20 protein-coding genes are annotated in these 15,722 nt (G+C 70.5%); 6 read left to right on the top strand and 14 right to left on the bottom strand.

All coding sequences use genetic code 11. The features are described from left to right. Positions 1 to 113 precede the first annotated feature (113 nt). Positions 114 to 1,100: a peptidoglycan-binding protein gene (locus ACGFU7_RS15780; RefSeq protein WP_393696074.1), complete on the top strand. Its 987-nt coding sequence runs from the start codon at positions 114 to 116 to the stop codon at positions 1,098 to 1,100. 37 nt (positions 1,101 to 1,137) lie between these two features. Here the strand turns inward: ACGFU7_RS15780 and mmpA are convergent, their stop codons facing one another. Both mmpA and ACGFU7_RS15770 read right to left on the bottom strand, forming a co-directional pair. Continuing rightward, the gene (gene mmpA / locus ACGFU7_RS15775) at positions 1,138 to 1,281 is read right to left on the bottom strand and encodes a morphogenic membrane protein MmpA (protein ID WP_393696072.1); all 144 of its coding nucleotides are present in this window, start codon (positions 1,279 to 1,281) and stop codon (positions 1,138 to 1,140) included. Between the two features lie 49 nt (positions 1,282 to 1,330). Then, on the bottom strand, positions 1,331 to 2,008 hold the full coding sequence (locus ACGFU7_RS15770; protein WP_393696070.1) for an endonuclease V: 678 nt from the start codon (positions 2,006 to 2,008) through the stop codon (positions 1,331 to 1,333). Positions 2,009 to 2,107: 99 nt separating this feature from the next. On the opposite strand from ACGFU7_RS15770, the gene ACGFU7_RS15765 reads away from it, so the two are divergent. Then, positions 2,108 to 2,407 carry a YciI family protein gene (locus ACGFU7_RS15765; RefSeq protein WP_393696068.1) on the top strand — a complete coding sequence of 100 codons (300 nt, stop codon included), beginning with the start codon at positions 2,108 to 2,110 and terminating at the stop codon, positions 2,405 to 2,407. Between the two features lie 54 nt (positions 2,408 to 2,461). On the opposite strand, the gene ACGFU7_RS15760 is transcribed toward ACGFU7_RS15765, so the two are convergent. Beyond that, positions 2,462 to 3,562, bottom strand: a complete 1,101-nt coding sequence (locus ACGFU7_RS15760) for a WD40/YVTN/BNR-like repeat-containing protein (RefSeq protein WP_393696066.1) — start codon at positions 3,560 to 3,562, stop codon at positions 2,462 to 2,464. A 184-nt stretch (positions 3,563 to 3,746) separates the two neighbouring features. Between ACGFU7_RS15760 and ACGFU7_RS15755 the strand changes: the two genes are divergently transcribed. After that, positions 3,747 to 4,163: an SsgA family sporulation/cell division regulator gene (locus ACGFU7_RS15755; protein ID WP_393696064.1), complete on the top strand. Its 417-nt coding sequence runs from the start codon at positions 3,747 to 3,749 to the stop codon at positions 4,161 to 4,163. A gap of 123 nt (positions 4,164 to 4,286) precedes the next feature. Here the strand turns inward: ACGFU7_RS15755 and ACGFU7_RS15750 are convergent, their stop codons facing one another. Continuing rightward, a complete protein-coding gene (locus tag ACGFU7_RS15750) occupies positions 4,287 to 4,691 on the bottom strand; it encodes an ATP-binding protein (RefSeq protein ID WP_393696062.1) in 405 nt (134 codons plus the stop codon). Positions 4,692 to 5,327: 636 nt separating this feature from the next. Here ACGFU7_RS15750 and ACGFU7_RS15745 point away from each other — a divergent pair. After that, positions 5,328 to 6,302 (top strand): acyl-ACP desaturase, encoded by a 975-nt coding sequence (locus ACGFU7_RS15745; RefSeq protein ID WP_393696060.1) that lies wholly within the window; start codon positions 5,328 to 5,330, stop codon positions 6,300 to 6,302. Between the two features lie 124 nt (positions 6,303 to 6,426). On the opposite strand, the gene ACGFU7_RS15740 is transcribed toward ACGFU7_RS15745, so the two are convergent. The 3 genes from ACGFU7_RS15740 to ACGFU7_RS15730 all read right to left on the bottom strand — a co-directional run bounded on the left by ACGFU7_RS15740 (position 6,427) and on the right by ACGFU7_RS15730 (position 8,168). Then, positions 6,427 to 6,927, bottom strand: coding sequence for a tetratricopeptide repeat protein (locus ACGFU7_RS15740; protein ID WP_393696058.1), 501 nt, complete (start codon positions 6,925 to 6,927; stop codon positions 6,427 to 6,429). A 113-nt stretch (positions 6,928 to 7,040) separates the two neighbouring features. Next, a complete protein-coding gene (locus tag ACGFU7_RS15735) occupies positions 7,041 to 7,295 on the bottom strand; it encodes a WhiB family transcriptional regulator (protein ID WP_393696056.1) in 255 nt (84 codons plus the stop codon). Between the two features lie 72 nt (positions 7,296 to 7,367). After that, positions 7,368 to 8,168, bottom strand: coding sequence for a VOC family protein (locus ACGFU7_RS15730; RefSeq protein ID WP_393696055.1), 801 nt, complete (start codon positions 8,166 to 8,168; stop codon positions 7,368 to 7,370). A gap of 298 nt (positions 8,169 to 8,466) precedes the next feature. Between ACGFU7_RS15730 and ACGFU7_RS15725 the strand changes: the two genes are divergently transcribed. Beyond that, positions 8,467 to 8,751, top strand: a complete 285-nt coding sequence (locus tag ACGFU7_RS15725; protein WP_393696053.1) for a hypothetical protein — start codon at positions 8,467 to 8,469, stop codon at positions 8,749 to 8,751. Positions 8,752 to 8,814: 63 nt separating this feature from the next. On the opposite strand, the gene ACGFU7_RS15720 is transcribed toward ACGFU7_RS15725, so the two are convergent. The 7 genes from ACGFU7_RS15720 to ACGFU7_RS15690 all read right to left on the bottom strand — a co-directional run bounded on the left by ACGFU7_RS15720 (position 8,815) and on the right by ACGFU7_RS15690 (position 14,688). Beyond that, positions 8,815 to 9,888: an LLM class flavin-dependent oxidoreductase gene (locus tag ACGFU7_RS15720; RefSeq protein WP_393696051.1), complete on the bottom strand. Its 1,074-nt coding sequence runs from the start codon at positions 9,886 to 9,888 to the stop codon at positions 8,815 to 8,817. A gap of 4 nt (positions 9,889 to 9,892) precedes the next feature. Then, complete coding sequence (locus tag ACGFU7_RS15715) at positions 9,893 to 10,780, bottom strand: ABC transporter substrate-binding protein (RefSeq protein WP_393696049.1); 888 nt, start codon at positions 10,778 to 10,780, stop codon at positions 9,893 to 9,895. Then, on the bottom strand, positions 10,781 to 11,536 hold the full coding sequence (locus ACGFU7_RS15710; RefSeq protein ID WP_393696047.1) for an ABC transporter ATP-binding protein: 756 nt from the start codon (positions 11,534 to 11,536) through the stop codon (positions 10,781 to 10,783). Then, entirely contained in the window at positions 11,533 to 12,363 is an 831-nt protein-coding gene (locus ACGFU7_RS15705; protein ID WP_393696045.1) for an ABC transporter permease, read from the bottom strand. Before ACGFU7_RS15705 ends, ACGFU7_RS15710 begins: the two co-directional genes overlap by 4 nt. Further along, positions 12,360 to 13,382, bottom strand: coding sequence for an ABC transporter substrate-binding protein (locus ACGFU7_RS15700; RefSeq protein ID WP_393696044.1), 1,023 nt, complete (start codon positions 13,380 to 13,382; stop codon positions 12,360 to 12,362). The genes ACGFU7_RS15705 and ACGFU7_RS15700 overlap by 4 nt, the downstream gene beginning before the upstream one ends. 21 nt (positions 13,383 to 13,403) lie before the next feature. Continuing rightward, positions 13,404 to 14,426 (bottom strand): ABC transporter substrate-binding protein, encoded by a 1,023-nt coding sequence (locus ACGFU7_RS15695; RefSeq protein ID WP_393696042.1) that lies wholly within the window; start codon positions 14,424 to 14,426, stop codon positions 13,404 to 13,406. A gap of 151 nt (positions 14,427 to 14,577) precedes the next feature. Then, on the bottom strand, positions 14,578 to 14,688 hold the full coding sequence (locus ACGFU7_RS15690; protein WP_393696040.1) for a putative leader peptide: 111 nt from the start codon (positions 14,686 to 14,688) through the stop codon (positions 14,578 to 14,580). Between the two features lie 199 nt (positions 14,689 to 14,887). Between ACGFU7_RS15690 and ACGFU7_RS15685 the strand changes: the two genes are divergently transcribed. Further along, entirely contained in the window at positions 14,888 to 15,670 is a 783-nt protein-coding gene (locus ACGFU7_RS15685; RefSeq protein ID WP_393696038.1) for an IclR family transcriptional regulator, read from the top strand. The last annotated feature ends 52 nt before the right edge of the window (positions 15,671 to 15,722 follow it).

The following is a 15,722-nucleotide window of genomic DNA, read 5'->3' as shown; positions in this document are numbered from 1 at the left end:
CACGGAACGGGTCTTTCACTACGATCTGCGTCCCGCAGGTCGATGCACCTATGCACGACCACGATGCACGGTGCTGACCTGCGGCTATGCACACAGAAAGTCGGGGAAGAACGATGACGGAGAGCACTGTGGCGAGCCACGAGGAGCACCCGGGGCGGGCTCTCGCCGAGTTACTGAGGAACTGGTGGGAGTCGTCCGCGCGCGACGGCCGCGAGAAACCCACTCAGCATTCCCTCGCCAAGCGGCTGGGGGTCGACCAGACCACCCTGTCGCGCTATCTGAATCCCGCTCACGCCTCCAACGCGCCGCGCAGGATCGTCGAGCAGCTGCACTCGGCGCTGCGGGCGCCCGACGACGATCTGGTCCGGGCATGCACCCTGGCCGACGCGGCAGCCGGGGCCCCGCCGGCCCGGAAACGTCCGGCGCCCACGACGCCGCCCGACCCGGCGGCCGCCGCGACCGAATCGGTGGCGGTGGCCACCGGCACACCCGTACCCGCCGAGCGGAATCCGGCGGCCCGTCGGTGGGACCGCTCCCCCGTCGCGTTTCCGACCCTGGCCGTTTCGGCCTTCCTCCTTCTCGTCCTCGGCTGCCTCGCGTGGTGGGTGGTCCCGACCACGGGGCAGAGTGACGCCCAGGCCACCGCGAAGGTGTCGGACCGTCCGTCACAGGGCACGGACTGGCCGTTGGCGCGCAAGGGCAATGTGCTCTGGAAGGCCCGTACCGTGCAGCATCTGCTCCGGGCGAACGGCTTGGACGTGAAGGTCGACGCCGACTACGGACCGGCCACGGCGGAGGCCGTGAAGAAGTTCCAGGCCGCTCACGGCCTGACCGTCGACGGCAGGGTCGGCAAGGACACCTGGCCGCTGCTGATCGTGACGATCGACTCGCGCACGACGAAGCCCGAGGCCATCAAGGCAGTGCAGTACCTGCTTCACCACGCGGGGGTGCCGACCGACACCACCGGCACGTACACCCCCTCGACCATGCGGTCGCTGAAGGAGTTCCAGGCATCCCGGAATCTGCCCGTGACGGGTATCGGGGACGAGGACACCTGGCGCGCGCTGCTCAACGCCCAGGGCCCGGACCTGCACAAGTAGCCGCGACGGCGGGGCGGGGGCGGCACGCCCTCCCGGGTCAGAGTGCCCAGGCCACCAGCGTGCAGATCATCGAGACAGCCCATACAGCTCCCGCGAGAATGCCGAGCGTCATCCCCACCGCGACCCTGCGCTGGGCGAGATAGACGGTTCCTGGTCGTGTGGGCGTTCGATGTTCGTTCATGCGTACCAGTCTGCCCGTCATGATCGTCGGGCGTTATCCGTACACATACTCAGGCGGTCGCTTCCCGCAGGACCTGACGGCAGAGCGCGTCGGCTCTGCGGGTGGTCTCCGGCTGACGGAAGTCGCGGGCCAGCAGCAGCGTGTGGGCGCAGGCGTTGTCCAGGCCGGTCCGGTGTCCGACGGAGACGAAAACCGGCTTGATGCCGTCCTGGGTGCGCAGGGCCCGGCCCACCTCCTCCTCGCCGTCGAGCAGCGGCGACCAGTCGCCCCGGCGGGGGCCCGGTTGCTCGTACGAGAAGGTGAACGGGTTCTTGGCGACGCCGATCACCGGGAGTCCGGTGAGCACGCCCAGGTGACTGGCGAGCCCGAAGCGGCGCGGGTGCGCAAGGCCGTATCCGTCACAGATCACGAGTCCGGGGTCGGCCGGCAGGGATTCCAGCGCGGCGAGCACGGTCGGGATCTCCCGGAAGGCGAGGAGTCCGGGGATGTACGGGAAGGTGACCCGGCCGACGGCGGTGGCCTCGGCGACCACGGCGAGCGTTGCCTCGTCGAGGACGACCGCTGCCGCCACGACGACATCGCGCTCGTCGTCGTAGGCGACGTCGACGCCCGTGACCCGGCCGCTGCCGGTCGGCGGGCCGGGCTCGTCGAGCACCACCCGGGGGCGCAGGGCGTCCTGAATGGCTCGGGCTTCGGCCTCGTCGGCAGGCATCGGGAGCGTTGTCATAGTGCCGTCGAGTTTAGGCAACGGGCACGGCGGCGGGCCGGGCGGGACTTCGCGGACACGGCCCGGGCCGGTGCGCCCCCGTCCCGTAGCCTGGAGATCATGTTCGTACTCGAGTTGACCTACACCGCACCCGTCGAGCGCATCGACGCGCTGCTGCAGGACCACATCGCCTGGCTGGACACACAGTACGCGGCCGGGGTGTTCATCGCGTCGGGCCGCAAGAACCCGCGCGACGGCGGGGTGATCCTGGCCGTCGGGGACGACCGCGCACAGATCGAGAAGATCGCGGAGGAGGATCCGTTCGCGGCACAGGGCGTGTGCGCGTACCGGATCACGGAGTTCATAGCAACGAAGACCTCGGACGAACTCGCCCCGTACCGGCAGCAGTTGCCCGGATAGCGGGTATCCGCCACCCGGATACCCGGGCACCGCTCCTCGGTCGCAGGGTGCGCCCTAGAACCTCGCGCGCGCCACTCGTCCGCTCTCGCCCGCGGCCCAGCAGCCGCCGTCCGGTGTGCAGTCGACCGTGTCGTACGACCCCGTGTCGACCGTGCGCCAGGTGCGGCCGCCGTCCACGGTGAGGTCCGTGCCGGTCGGGCCGACCGCCAGCGCACCCGACCTGCTGTGCGGCAGCCAGGCGACGCCCGAGCGGTAGGCGGCCGGCGGGGTGGCGGACTGCTGCCAGCTGCGGCCGGCGTCGCCCGTCACCGCCGCGGCGTTCGGCGAAGGCCGGCCGGCCCGGTAGTCGCCGCCGACCGCGATGCCGTGGTGGCGGTCGCGGAAGGCCAGGCCGAAGACACCGCGCGCCGGGTCGCCGGCCGGGATCGTGGATTCGGTCGCGGTCCAGGTCAGCCCGCGATCGGCGGAGTGCAGCACCCGTGCGGTGGCGGCGCCCCCGGTCGCCAGCCAGACGTCCTTGGGACCGGATGCGACCAGGCACTGACCGCTGGCGGCGAACCCCGCCTCACCGGTCTGGGCATCCGGCATGCCCGCACTGGGCAGCACCCGCCAGCTCCGGCCGCCGTCAGCGGTCGACAGGATGCGGTACTTCCCGTCGACGGGATCGCTCATCGCGAGTCCGTGCCGGCTGTCGAAGAAGGTGAGGCAGTCGTAGAAGGCGCGCGCATCGGTGTTACGGAACGACTCCGTCCAGCTCGCTCCCCCGTCGTCCGTACGGAACACCCTGGAGGCCTCTCCCTCCCCGATGGCCAGCGCCACCGCACGCCGGGCGTCGAATGCCTCGATGTCGCGGAACTCCAGCGCCTCCTGCGCCGCACCGGGCGGTGACACATCGCGCCAGTGACGGCCGCCGTCCGAGGTGCGCAGCACCGTGCCCTTCGAGCCCGCGACCCAGGCGGTGCGACGGCTGACGGCGGCGAGGCCGCGGAATCGGGCGTCGGTCCCTGTCTCGGTGAGCGTCCAGGCCGGTCGTTCGCCGGGCCGGTGCCCCTCCCCCGGTGTTGCCGCGGCTGCCGGTGTGGCCAGTGTTGCGGTCAGCGCCGCCGCACAGAGCCCCCATGACATCAGTCGTCTCGTCTTCCCCTTGGCCCTCATGGCGCTGGAAGCTAGCCCACGAGCTGTGCTCCGTCCAGGGTGCACCGGCGGGAAGTGGGCACGCGATCGGCGCGGCGGCGTGCGGTGATGCAACTCACGCCACCTTCCGGTGCACGGATGAGGGAGTTCCGTCGTCTCCATCAGTGCCGGGAACCGTTCATCTGGCCGAGAAAGGGAGCAGGTCTTGTCCACCGTTATCGAGCAGTCCGTGCAGGCCCGCATGGTCGCATCCGCGCCGCGGATGGAGACCCTTCCCGCCACCCTGCAGTACGACCGGAGGGATCCGTTCGCCGTACGCATGGCGTTCCCCGCGACGGCGACCCTGGAGGGCACCGATGTGTCCTGGGAGTTCTCCCGTGAACTGCTCGCGGCGGGAATGGACGGAGCCGCCGGTGTCGGGGACGTGCGCATCAGACCGTTCGGATACGACCGCACGGTCCTGGAGTTCCATGCCACCGAGGGAATCGCGATGGTGCACGTCCGCACTGCGGAACTGCGTCGCTTTCTCGAGCGGGCGCAGGAACTGGTGCCGGCCGGCGACGAGCACCGGTTCCTGGATCTCGACCGGAGCCTGACCGATCTGCTCGGCGGGGCCTGCTGACCCCGCGCCCGGGGAATCGGCGCGACCGGTGAGTCTGCGCCGGTGCCGGGCGAGGCCGACGCGAGTTCTGCACCGAGGGACGTCGAGGGAGTGCGAGCGGTAGAGGGACGGCCGGTGCGGGAGTCAACGGTGGAGTAAGGCCCATGCCTTGCAGCCGCCGGACGGGGTCAGCGCGGGAGCCAGCCCCCAGTCCCCACCGTGCGAATCGACCGCGGCTGCCAGCAGCCACATGCTTTCGCTGCGGCGTTCGCGGCATTCCTCGGATTTCTCGGCCGAGCCGTGGGGCGGGTGCTGGTCGTAGAGGATGATGCGCAGCGCATCGAACTGCCAGTGGACCCGCAGCAGCATCTCCCGGTCCGGGGTGAACCGGCAGGCGGCCGCGACCAGTTCGGAGGCGGCGAGGACGGCTGTTTCACGGAGTTCCGCGAGGCCGTGCCGGGTGAGGAGTTCACCCACGGCGCTGCGTGCGAGGCCGGCGCAGAAGGCGCCGCCCGGCAGTGCGAACGAATAACCGAGGTTGTCCGCCACCGGCGGGAGAGTACGCCGACAACTCTGAGCGCTCCGACGGCGGGGGACGGCCCGGCCCCGGAGAAGATCCCGATCGCCCGGTAAATCCGGACAGCCGTCGATCGCCTTCCCGGAGCGCTACGGTGCGAGGCCGCCCGGCGTTTCACGACCGAGCCGGTGTGCGCGTCCTGCGGCGGCGCCCGGCTGGACGCGGCCGCGCCCGCCACCCGTATCGACAGGCTCTCCGCTCCTGGTGCGGCTGCGCGACCGGGGCAACACCGTCGTCGTCGTCGAGCACGACCCGGATGCGATGGCTGCCGCGAGGGACCCCGGCGGCGCTGCTCGGCCATCGCACATCGTTCACCGCCGAGCATCTGCGCCGGGATCTGGGGCTGGAGCGCCCCTGTGACGGCACTTGAGAGAGCCTTTGGGAGTCCACGGAGCCCGACACGGCCCCGTATTAGTGGATATGAGCAAGTTCGGTACGCCCGGCAGTCGGGCGGGCTGCCGGCCTCCACACCCCCGCGACCTGCGTACATAACGTTACGTAATCGGGCATCGCGAGAGCGGGCTTGGCGATGGCCTTACTGCCGCTTTAACCTACGGTCTCGTAACCTACGTATCCGTAGGTAATTCTCCCGTCCCCAGGAGTCCCCCGTGACGATCACCGCTCCCCACCTCGGCAGCCCGAAGGCGTGGACCGACGCCCAGCTGCTGTACGCCCTGGAAGAGGTGGTGGAGAAGGAGCTCAACCGCCATCTCAAGGTCGCCAAGGACTGGATGCCCCACGAGTACGTGCCGTTCTCCGACGGGCGGAACTTCCCGGGCATCTTCGAGGACGGTGAGGCCTGGCAGTCCGACCAGTCCAAGGTCACCGACATCGGCAAGATCGCGCTGGTCGTGAATCTGCTGACCGAGGACAACCTCCCCAGCTACCACCACGAGATCGCCTCCCTCTTCGGCCGTGACGGCGCATGGGGCACCTGGGTGCACCGCTGGACCGCGGAGGAGGGCCGGCACGGCATCGTGATGCGCGACTATCTGCTCACCTCGCGTGCCGTCGACCCGGACAAGCTGGAGCAGTTCCGGATGGCGCACATGGCGGAGGGCTTCGAGTCCGACAACCGCCACTCGATGCTGCACTCCGTGGCGTACGTCGCCTTCCAGGAGCTGGCCACCCGCGTCTCGCACCGCAACACCGGCCATCAGTCGGGCGACCCGGTCTGCGACCGCATGCTGGCGCGGATCGCGACCGACGAGAACCTGCACATGGTCTTCTACCGCAACCTCCTCGGTGCGGCCTTCGATCTCGCCCCGGACCTGACGATGCAGGCCGTACGCGATGTCGTCGTCAACTTCCGGATGCCCGGTCACGGCATGCCGGGCTTCGAGCGGGCCGCCGCGCAGATGGCGATCGGCGAGATCTACAACATGCGCATCCACCACGACGACGTGATCCAGCCCGTGCTGCGCCACCTGAAGGTCCTGGACATCGACGGGCTCGGCCCGGACGGGCTGAAGGCGCAGGAGGAGCTCGGGCTGTACATGGGGGGCCTGGACAGCGAGGCGTCGAAGTTCGACGAGAAGCTGGCGGCCCGCAAGGCACGGATGGCCGCACGCGCCCAGGCCTGACGCCCGACCGACTGTCGTCGGCCGCCGGCGCGGGCCACTGCTCCGCAAGCCTGTCCGGCGGCCGAGGGCCTGTCCGCCCCTGATCCGCCGGACAGGCCCTGGGGCACAGTGCCCCGCGCCGGGCTCACATCGTTTCGTGCAGATCCTGCGCGTAGTGCTCGATCGCCCGTCGGTACTGATGCACATGCGGGTCCTCGCTGGTGGCGGCGAGCAGCCTCAGCAGCAGTTGCATGGATTCATGGTGCTCGCCGGTGTTGAAAAGGGCCATGGCGAGGAACGTCCGCAGCGCCCCGTCGTCGGGGAACTGCTCGACACCGCTGCGCAGGACCTCGACGGCTCGCTCGTACTGTCCGAGCACCCGATGGGTACTCCCGAGGCCGAGCAGCGCGCCCCGGCGGTCCTCCTCCGACAGCCCGGTACCGTCCAGGCAGCGTTCGTAGAACGGCACGGCCTCGGCTTCCAGACCGAGCGCATCGTGGACCCAGGCGGTCTGGTAGGCCACTTCGGCATCCGCGGGGAAGGCGGCGGAGAGGGACAGCAGCTGCTGTCGGGCCTCCTCGGGCCGGCCGTCGGTGCGCAGCCGCACCGCCGCCACGAGCAGAGCGTCCCTGTCCTGATCATTCATGCGGACATCGTCCCAGGCCGGCAGGGCCCATCCGGCCGCGGGACTGCCGGCCTGCACGTGCGGGAGCGGCCGGTGCCCCGGGCGGGCCGGATCGTTGTGCGGACAGAGTGAGTTCAGGCCTGGTCGCGACCGGTTCTGCGCAGCCGGTCCCGCTCCTTCTCGGAGAGGCCGCCCCATACGCCGAAGCGCTCGTCGTTGGCGAGGGCGTACTCCAGGCAGGCCTCGCGCCCCTCGCAGGCGTTGCAGAGCTGCTTGGCCTCACGTGTGGAGCTGCCAGGGGCAGGAAAGAAGAACTCGGGCCCCGCCTGTGCGCACAGCGCAGTCTCCTGCCAGGCGAGCGCGGGGTCGGCCGCGGTGTTGATCAGCATGGAACCACAGTGCCCGGTCGCGATAAACGACTGATCAACGCTTCATCAATGCGGCGCGCCGATGGTTTCCGGTCAGCCTTCCGGCGCCTGCGCACTCCTGATCAGGGCGAATTCCGCTCCGTCCGGATCGGCGACGTTGGCGAACTTGCCCACGCCTTCCATCTCCATCGGCTCCAGCGTCAGTTTGCCGCCCAGCCGCTCCACGTCCGCGACGGCCGCGTCGCAGTCGTCGACCTCGAAGTAGGGCAGCCAGTGCGGTCCGGCGACCGCTCGTGTCGGTACGGCGCTGAGCGGCACCAGACCGCCGAAGCTCGCGTCCTCACGGCCGCCCTTCGTCCGGATCACCGTATAGGCCCCGCCGCCTCCCGGGAACGGCGTCTGCGCGGTCTCCCATCCGAACACGGTGTCGTAGAACGCGGCGGCGGCCGGGACGTCCGGGGTGTACAGCTCGGCCCAGCACAGCGATCCCGAAACACCCACCATGCCGAGGCCCGGATTCTCCTTCGGCTGCCAGATGCCGAAGAACGCCCCTGCCCGGTCCTTGAATCCGGCCATCCTGCCGAAGTCCAGGACATCCATCGGGGCGAACGGCACGCTGCCGCCCGCCTGCTCAACCGCTCTCACCGTGGCGTCGGCGTCCGACGACTGGAAGTACACCGACCAGGACGGCTTCGCCTGATCCCCGGTGACTGTCATCGCGCCCCCGACCGTCTTCCCGTCCAGCATGAACATGCCGTAGCCGCCGGTCTCCGGGCCCCCGGCAAGATACTCCCAGCCGAAGAGATCGGCGTAGAACTCGATGGCCCCGTCGAGGTCGGGCGTGCCCAGATCGATCCAGTTGGGCGCTCCGGTGACAAAACGGGTGGTGAGCACGGTGAGCTCCTTCGATGAGGCCCGTTCTTGCGGTGGCAGGGATCCTTCCTGACGTTCCGAGTCTTGCACCGGGCACTGACAACCGCAGCCCGCACCCGGCGGGCGAGCCGCGTCGTCTTACGCCGTACAGGTTCGGGGAACGGCCGCGCCCACTGGCTGCCCGGCGAGCGCGCGCCCGAGCGGGGACCGATCGATCCGTACGACGCTCCGGTCGTCACCGCGGACCATGGCGAGGTGTACGAGACACACCTCAGCGCGGTCCAGCTGTGGGCGCCCAGGCTGGACGCTCCGCCGGACGGTGGCTTCGTGGTCGGGCAGCACGGGCGAATTGCTCCGGCCGGTCGGCACCGGGCCCGGCCTGATGGACATGTCGGACTGCCTCGCCCTCAATGCCGACGGCACGACGGCCTGGGCCTGCCCGTGCAGGCAGGCGACCGTCGAGCCGGAGCAGGGGTCCGCGCAGCTGGTCCGTCACGACGGCAGCGCGTTGGCGCACTACGACACGGTCTGCCGCGGCACGCGTATCCATTTCCGGGGGCGGAAGGGGACGGACTGGTCGGTGCTCGACGTCGCCACGGGCTGACGGCACCTGGCGGATGCCGTACGGCGGCCCCCGACCGCTATACGGGGCATCGGCCGCCGCGTCTCAGCCCTTCACGCCCAGCGCCGGAAGCACCATCTCCGCCACCCGGTATGCCTCCTCGAGCAGCGGGTTGCCGGACAGGATGAAGGTGTCGACGCCCAGGCCCTCGAACTCCTTGAGGCGTTCGATCACCTGGGCCGTCGAGCCGACGACCGCCGTGCCGGGGCCGGGGCGGAAGAGGCTCATGCCCGGCCACATGTTGGGGTGCACCTCCAGCTCCCGCGCGTGTGCGGGAACCTTGCCGCCGTGCTGGCGGAACTGGCGCTGCCAGCCCACGCCGTCCTCTCCCGCGCGGTCGCCGAGCCGGCGGGCGTACGTCGCCTCGCTCGTGACGTCGAGGAGCCGGTCGGCCGCCGCCCATGCCTCGTCCTGCGTGTCGCGGACGATGAGGTGGAGGCGCAGGCCGATCCTGAGAGTACGCCCGTACGCGGCGGCGCGCGCCCTGACCTTTTCGAGCTTCTCCTTGAGCACGTGCGGAGGTTCGCCCCAGGTCAGGAATACGTCGACGTGCTCGGCCGCCATCTCGATACCGGGGTCGGAGGAGCCGCCGAACCAGAGCGGGATGTGCGATTCCTGGACCGGCTTCAGCTCCCTGAAGGACGCGCCCGCGTTCTTCAGGTCGTAGAAGCGGCCCTTGTGGTCGAAGACCTCACCGGCCGTCAGCCGCTTCACGATCGACCAGTACTCGGCGCTCAGCTCGTAGCGTTCGTCGTGCTCCACGTGGAGTCCGTACTCCTGGAGCGACTTGGTCGAGCCGTTGACGACATTGAAGCGGAGCCGGCCGCCGAAGAGGGTGTCGAAGCTGAGGGCCATCTTGGCGAGCAGGGTGGGCGAGATCAGGCCGGGGTGGACGGCCAGCAGGGGCTTGAACCTGGTGCTGGTGGAGGCGGCCAGCGCGCTGCCGAGCGGCCAGACGTCGTAGAGGTCGGTGGCGAGCAACGCACCGCTGTAGCCGAGGCGTTCGACCGTACCGGCGAGCTGGGCGAGGTAGCCGAGGTCTACCGGCCGCCGCCCTTCGGGCTCCCAGGGGTAGGCGCCTTCGCGCGGGATGATGTACCAGAGGACTTCGGTCGCCATGTCGTCACGCCGCCTTGTCCGAGGCGGCACCGGCCCGGGCACCGGCGACGGTGACCGGCCGGTCGATGAAGCCGGTGCGGTGGAAGATGTCGGCCGCTTCCTGCTGCTCGGCGATGAAGGCGTCCGTGACGGGCTCGATCTGCCAGGGCAGGGTGCGCAGCGCGGTCTCCCAGTCGTCGGCGGATCCGCCGAGGTCGGCGGCGGCGATCTCGGCCGCCTGGCGGGGATGGGCGGCCGCCCAGTCGTCGGCGCGCTGCAGGGCACGGGTGAGCGCCTCGATGACCTCGGGGCGGCTCTCGGCCAGGTCGCGGCGGGCGAAGAAGACGGACCGGTCGGTGATGACATCGCCGGTGCGGACGAGGGTGCGCAGTCCGCCGGTGCGGCGGGCCGCGGCCAGCTGGGCGCCCTGCGCGACCCAGGCGGCGATGGCACCGGTGCGCAGCAGCTCCTCGCTCTCGTCGTTGCTGCGGACGGCGGTGATGTCGTCGGCGTACGAGAGCCCGGCGTCGTCGAGCGCCTTGGCGATGAGATGGGTCTGCCAGGAGCCGATCGCGAGGTGGACGGTGGTGCCCTTGAGGTCGGCGACCGTACGCACGGGGCTGTCCTCGGGGACGAGCAGCGCGCCGTGTTCGGGACGCGGAGCGGATACGGCGGTGTAGACGATGTCGTGCCCGGCGGCCTGGGCGGTGACCGGCGGGGTGGAGCCGGTGCCGCCGAAGTCGATGACGCCCTGGCTGAGGAGTTCGCCGGTGCGCACGCCGTTGGTGTACGGGTGGAAGACGACGCTCTCGCCGAGCGGGGCCAGTTCCTCCTGGGCGAGGCCGAGCCGGGAGAGGTGGTACAGGTGGTAGAGGGACGGGTTGCTGCTGTGCACACCGATGGTGATGGTCATTCAGATCACTCCGACTTCGGTACGTTCGGGGAATGTTGCGGGGTGCGGGGTCGTCCCGACCCCGAGGTCGTCGAGGAGCCGTCGGCGCAGGGCTGCGAACGCGGGGTCGCCGGGGTCACGCGGCCGGTCGACGGTGACGGGTTCATCGGTGACGAGCCGGCCGTCGCGCAGGACGGCGACCCGGTCGGCGAGCCGTACCGCTTCGTCGACGTCATGGGTGACGAGGAGGACGGCGGGCCGGTGCTTGCGGCACAGCTCCCCCACCAGGTCCTGCATCTTCAGCCGGGTCAGGGCGTCGAGTGCGGCGAACGGCTCGTCCAGCAGCAGCAGTTCGGGCTCCCGGACCAGGGCGCGGGCGAGCGCGACGCGCTGGGCCTCGCCGCCGGAGAGGGTGGCGGGCCAGGCGTCGGCGTGCCGTTCCAGACCGACTTCGGCCAGGGCCCTCAACCCGTGCTCGGAGCGGCTGCGCGGCAGGGCCACCGTCACATTGGCGAGGACTTTCTTCGACGGTACGAGGCGGGGTTCCTGGAAGACGACGGTACGGGCCGGAGGGACGAGGACCTCTCCCTCGTCGGCGCCGTCGAGTGCGCCCAGGATGCGCAGCAGGGTCGTCTTGCCGCTTCCGCTCGCGCCGAGCAGGGCGACGAACTCGCCCCTCGCGATGTCGAGTCGGAGGCCGTCGAGCACGGTGCGGTCGCCGAAGACGCGGCGCAGTCCCCGTACCCGTACCGCGGCCTGGGCAGTCACATCGGTCATCGGGTGGCTCCCTGCGGGGTGCGCCACGGCATCAGCACGCGTTCCAGCAGCCGTACGACGATGTCGGCGGTGAGTCCGAGGAGCCCGTAGATGAGGATGCAGACGGCGAGGATGTCGGTGCGGGCGTAGCTCTGTGCCTGGGACATCAGATAGCCGATGCCGGCCGTCGCGTTGATCTCCTCGGCGGCGATCAATGCGATGACGCTGAGTGTCATGGAGAGCCGCAGCCCGGCAAGCAGTGACGGCAGGGCCCCGGGAAGGACGACTTCGCGCACGAGAGCGAGCCGGCCCATGCCGAAGCTGCGCATGGCTTCGATGAGCTTGGGGTCGGTGTTGCGCACCCCGCTCGATGTCGACACATACATCGGGAAGGTGGTGGCAACGGCGATGAGCAGGATCTTCGCGGTCTCGTTGATCCCGAACCAGACCATGAACAGGGGCACCAGGGAGAGGAACGGAATCGTGCGCAGGGTCTGGAGGGAGGAGTCGAGGAGTTCGTCGCCGAGGCGGGTGAATCCGGTGGTGATGCCGAGGGTCAGCCCGGCGACGAGGCCGATGAGGAGGCCGAGTCCGGAGCGGGTGAGGGAGGTGGTGAGCGCGTCGGGCAGCTGCCCGTTTCCCCACAACTCTCCCACTGCACGGAGCACCTCGGCGGGCGAGGCGAGTACGTCCGGGGTGAGGAGCCCGGTGGCGGATGCCGCCCACCAGAGGGCGAGGAGGGCGACCGGGCCGAGTGCCCGGACAGTTACGGAGTAGGTCCGGCTGCGGGCCTTGCGCCGCTGGGGGCGTGGCCGGACGAGGCCCGGATGCAGGGTGGTGTCGCTCACTTCAGCTTCTCGACGTCGAGGAGGTGGGCGGCGACGTCGACCTCGGTCGTGGTGACCTTCTGCTCGGCGTAGAAGGCGGCGACAGCCTCGAAGCGCTTGATGTCCTCGGGTCCTATGGGGCCGACCGTGCCGGCCTTGCTCGTGAAGTCGGTCTGGACCTCCTTGGCCTTTCCGGTGACAGCGGTCGGTCCGACGTCCGTGAAGACGTTCAGATACGCGGCCGGGTTCTGCTTCTCCTTGGCACCGGCGTCGTGGAGGTACTGGTAGAGCGCCTTCACGACCTTCGGGTGCTGCTCGGCGAAGCCCGTGCGTACGGCGTTGAGGCTGTAGTTGTCGGAGCCGATCGCGGCGCCGTCGGCGACGAAGTGCGCCTTGCCGCTGCCGATTTCGGCGACGGAGTAGGTCGACCAGACGGCCCAGGCGTCGACCTGGCCCGCGTTGAAGACGGCGGCCGTCTGGTCGGGCCGCAGATAGACCCGCTTGACCTTGTCGGCGGGGATGTTGGCCTTGGCGAGGGCCTTCAGCAGCAGGTATTCGCCGGTGCCGCCTTGGTTGACGGCGACCTTCTTGCCGACCAGATCGGCGACCGACTCGATGCCGGAACCGTTCTTGACGAGAATGCCCTCGCCCGCCGCGTCCGGGTCGACCGCGGTGAAGAACTTGAAGCCGGGGCGCTGGGCGAGCGAGGTGATGCCTGAGGTGATGGAGCCGGTGGCGATGTCGAGCTGGTCGGCGTTCATCGCCTGGGCGGCCGGGGCGAAGGGCCCGGCGCTGCCGGTCCACCGCACCTTGGCGCCGGCCTTGGCGAGCGCCTTGTCGAGGCTGCCGTCCTTCTTGCCGACGGCGAGCACACCGGAGTTGCCGGGGTCGGGGATACGGATGTCCACCGTGCCCTTGGCACCGGAACCGCCGCTGCCGCTGTCGGCCTCGGAGGTGCCGCAGGCGGTGAGGGCGAGGAGTGCGGTGACCGTGAGGAGCGCGGGGGCGATGGTCGTACGCAGTGGTCGGGGGAGGTTCATGGTGTTGGGGGTCCTCACGGTTCAGGGGGCAAAAGGCGGGGAGACGGCGGGCCGGGAGGCGGCGAGTGCGGTGGCGCGGCGCAGCGGCTCGGGGTCGGCCCAGGCCATGACGTCGACGGGTTCGGGCAGGAAGCCGTGGGCGCGCAGCCCGGCCTCCTGCTCGGCGAGGAGGGCGAGGCGTTCGGTGGAGAGGTCGGGGTGGAGGGTGAGGTGGGTGCCCGTCCGGTAGGCCCCGGCGACTCCGTCGGCGCCCGCCCCGGTCTCGGCGCCGAGGATGCGGGCGACCTCGCCGGGCTGTCCGGTGGCCCAGTCGGCGGCCCTGAGCAGGACGGCGAGGAAGCGGTCGACGAGGTCGGGGTGGTCGTCGAGGAGCTGCTGGTGGACGGTGATGGGGCGCGGGGTGCCGTTGTTGATGCGGAACCGGCGGTCGGCCGGCTCGTCGAGTTCGACGGCCACCTCGGCGCCCGCCCGCCGCGCGGCCTCGACGGCCAGCGCGCCCTTCACATAGACGGCATCGACGTCACCGCGCCGCAGCGCCGCCAGCTCGGCGGCCCACTGGCCCTCGTGTTCCGAGGCGGGTACGTCGACGAGCGTGGCGTCGTCCAGTGCGAGTCCGGCGCAGGCGAGCGCGCCCTCGAAGCCGCGCAGTGCCATGGCCCGCCAGAAGTCGATCGCGATGTCGTGCACGGGAACGGCCAGCCGCAGCCCGCGCAGGGCGTCGACGCCCCGGATTCCGGAGCCGGGCCCCACCAGTACGGTCTGCCGTTCCTCGATCCAGGTGAGACCGATCAGCCGGGTCCGCTCGCCTCGCGAACGGGCCCACAGGGCGGGGACGTTGCCGCCTTCGCGGAAGAGTCCCGGCAGGGCGTGGGTGAAGTGGACGGCACGGTCGGCATCGGGCACGGCGTCCTGGAGGGAGCGCACCGTGATGCCGTCGGGCGCGAACTCTTCGGTGAGCCACTGCCGGTCGGCGGCGATGCCGGTCGCGGTGGGTACGGGACAGCGGGTGAACCAGAGCGTCCGGGGCAGGACGGCATGCGTCATGGAGTCTTCCCGAGGGGTCGGCGAAGCAGATGGAGTCGTGGCGCGTGGCACGTACGTCAGGGGGTGTGGGCACCGCGTACGGCGAAAGAGCTCCGGGCCGCGTCTCGGACGCGGCGGGAGAAGGGAAAGGAAAGCGGGGAAGGGAAGAGGGTCAGCGACAGGCGGCGCTGGAGACGCGTGCCAGGTCGATGTGACGGCGCAGCGTCAGGACGAGCAGGACCGGAGCGGCGTGGGCGGGGGTCGCGGTTCGGCGGCCGGCCATGGCACTGCTCCCTTCTGCTCGTCGGTGGTGACGTGCAGCAGCCTGCCACGGACTCGCCTCGACTCACAACTCACTTCCCATGATGTGGGATTGAGTATGAACGGAATATTTCATAGCCCCGATTTCTCGCTCTTCAGCTCCCGTAATGTGGCAACCACATGTCTCGCCATCCCCCCTCACGAGCGGAGAGTGACCCGATATGACCGAGGCCGCGACAGTGCGTGCTCCCGGCGGAGCGCAGGCGGTACAGCGCGCCCTGGATGTCCTGCACTGCTTCCACGACAACGGCCCCGACCTCAGCGCCTCCGATCTCGCCCGCCGCCTCGAACTCTCGGTCTCCACGGCGCACCGGCTGGCCCGCACGCTGCTCGGCGCGGGCTTCCTGGAGCAGGACGCCCGTACGTCCCGCTACCGGCTCGGCCCCGCCGTGACCGAGCTGGGCCGGCTCTCGTACCACCAGCGCGGTCTGCATCTGGCTGCCCCGGAGCTGACCGATCTCGCCGAGCGCACGGGCGCCACCGCCGACCTGGCGCTGCGCAGCGGCCCCCACGCGGTGATCGTCGCCGGTGGTTCGGTCACTCCGAAGACGGGGCTGCGCAGGCCACTGCACTCCACCGCGCTCGGCAAGGTGCTGCTGGCCTGGGCACGGCCGGGCGAGGGCGGGGCCTCCTCGCTCCCTCCGCTCCCTGCGTTCACCGACCGCACGATCGTCGAACCGGCAGCGCTGGAGGCCGAGTTGGCGAAGGTACGGTCCGACGCGTACGCGCTCAACGACGGCGAGTCGGCGTACGGGGTACGGACCCTGGCGGTCCCGGTGCTGGACGGCGGCGGGTATGCGCGCTTCGCCCTCGCGGTCCGGGCCACGCCGTCCGTGATCACGGAATCGCGCACCGAATGGTTTCTGTCGCAGGCCCGCTCCTGCGCACGGGCCCTGGAAATCCTGCTGCTGTCCCCGGCGGAACGCCGACCACCCACGCCCTGAGCCGAAGGCACTGTCGGCGCCGCGTGGCACGATATGAATCGCTCGGGGCAGG

Origin of the sequence: Streptomyces sp. NPDC048473, assembly GCF_043200155.1 — a bacterium.
GTDB lineage: Bacteria > Actinomycetota > Actinomycetes > Streptomycetales > Streptomycetaceae > Streptomyces.
This window is presented reverse-complemented; position numbering and strand designations above follow the sequence as displayed.

Bases quoted from the DNA above. Each gene is read 5' to 3' on its own strand.
- ACGFU7_RS15735 (WP_393696056.1), bottom strand. From the start codon at position 7,295: ATGCTGATCAACACCGCGGCCGACCCCGCGCTCGCCTGGCAGGAGACT.
- ACGFU7_RS15715 (WP_393696049.1), bottom strand. From the start codon at position 10,780: ATGACCATCACCATCGGTGTGCACAGCAGCAACCCGTCCCTCTACCAC.
- ACGFU7_RS15695 (WP_393696042.1), bottom strand. From the start codon at position 14,426: ATGACGCATGCCGTCCTGCCCCGGACGCTCTGGTTCACCCGCTGTCCC.
- ACGFU7_RS15780 (WP_393696074.1), top strand. From the start codon at position 114: ATGACGGAGAGCACTGTGGCGAGCCACGAGGAGCACCCGGGGCGGGCT.
- ACGFU7_RS15690 (WP_393696040.1), bottom strand. From the start codon at position 14,688: ATGGCCGGCCGCCGAACCGCGACCCCCGCCCACGCCGCTCCGGTCCTG.
- ACGFU7_RS15685 (WP_393696038.1), top strand. From the start codon at position 14,888: ATGACCGAGGCCGCGACAGTGCGTGCTCCCGGCGGAGCGCAGGCGGTA.
- ACGFU7_RS15765 (WP_393696068.1), top strand. From the start codon at position 2,108: ATGTTCGTACTCGAGTTGACCTACACCGCACCCGTCGAGCGCATCGAC.
- ACGFU7_RS15740 (WP_393696058.1), bottom strand. From the start codon at position 6,927: ATGAATGATCAGGACAGGGACGCTCTGCTCGTGGCGGCGGTGCGGCTG.
- ACGFU7_RS15700 (WP_393696044.1), bottom strand. From the start codon at position 13,382: ATGAACCTCCCCCGACCACTGCGTACGACCATCGCCCCCGCGCTCCTC.
- ACGFU7_RS15710 (WP_393696047.1), bottom strand. From the start codon at position 11,536: ATGACCGATGTGACTGCCCAGGCCGCGGTACGGGTACGGGGACTGCGC.
- mmpA (WP_393696072.1), bottom strand. From the start codon at position 1,281: ATGAACGAACATCGAACGCCCACACGACCAGGAACCGTCTATCTCGCC.
- ACGFU7_RS15720 (WP_393696051.1), bottom strand. From the start codon at position 9,888: ATGGCGACCGAAGTCCTCTGGTACATCATCCCGCGCGAAGGCGCCTAC.
- ACGFU7_RS15770 (WP_393696070.1), bottom strand. From the start codon at position 2,008: ATGACAACGCTCCCGATGCCTGCCGACGAGGCCGAAGCCCGAGCCATT.
- ACGFU7_RS15760 (WP_393696066.1), bottom strand. From the start codon at position 3,562: ATGAGGGCCAAGGGGAAGACGAGACGACTGATGTCATGGGGGCTCTGT.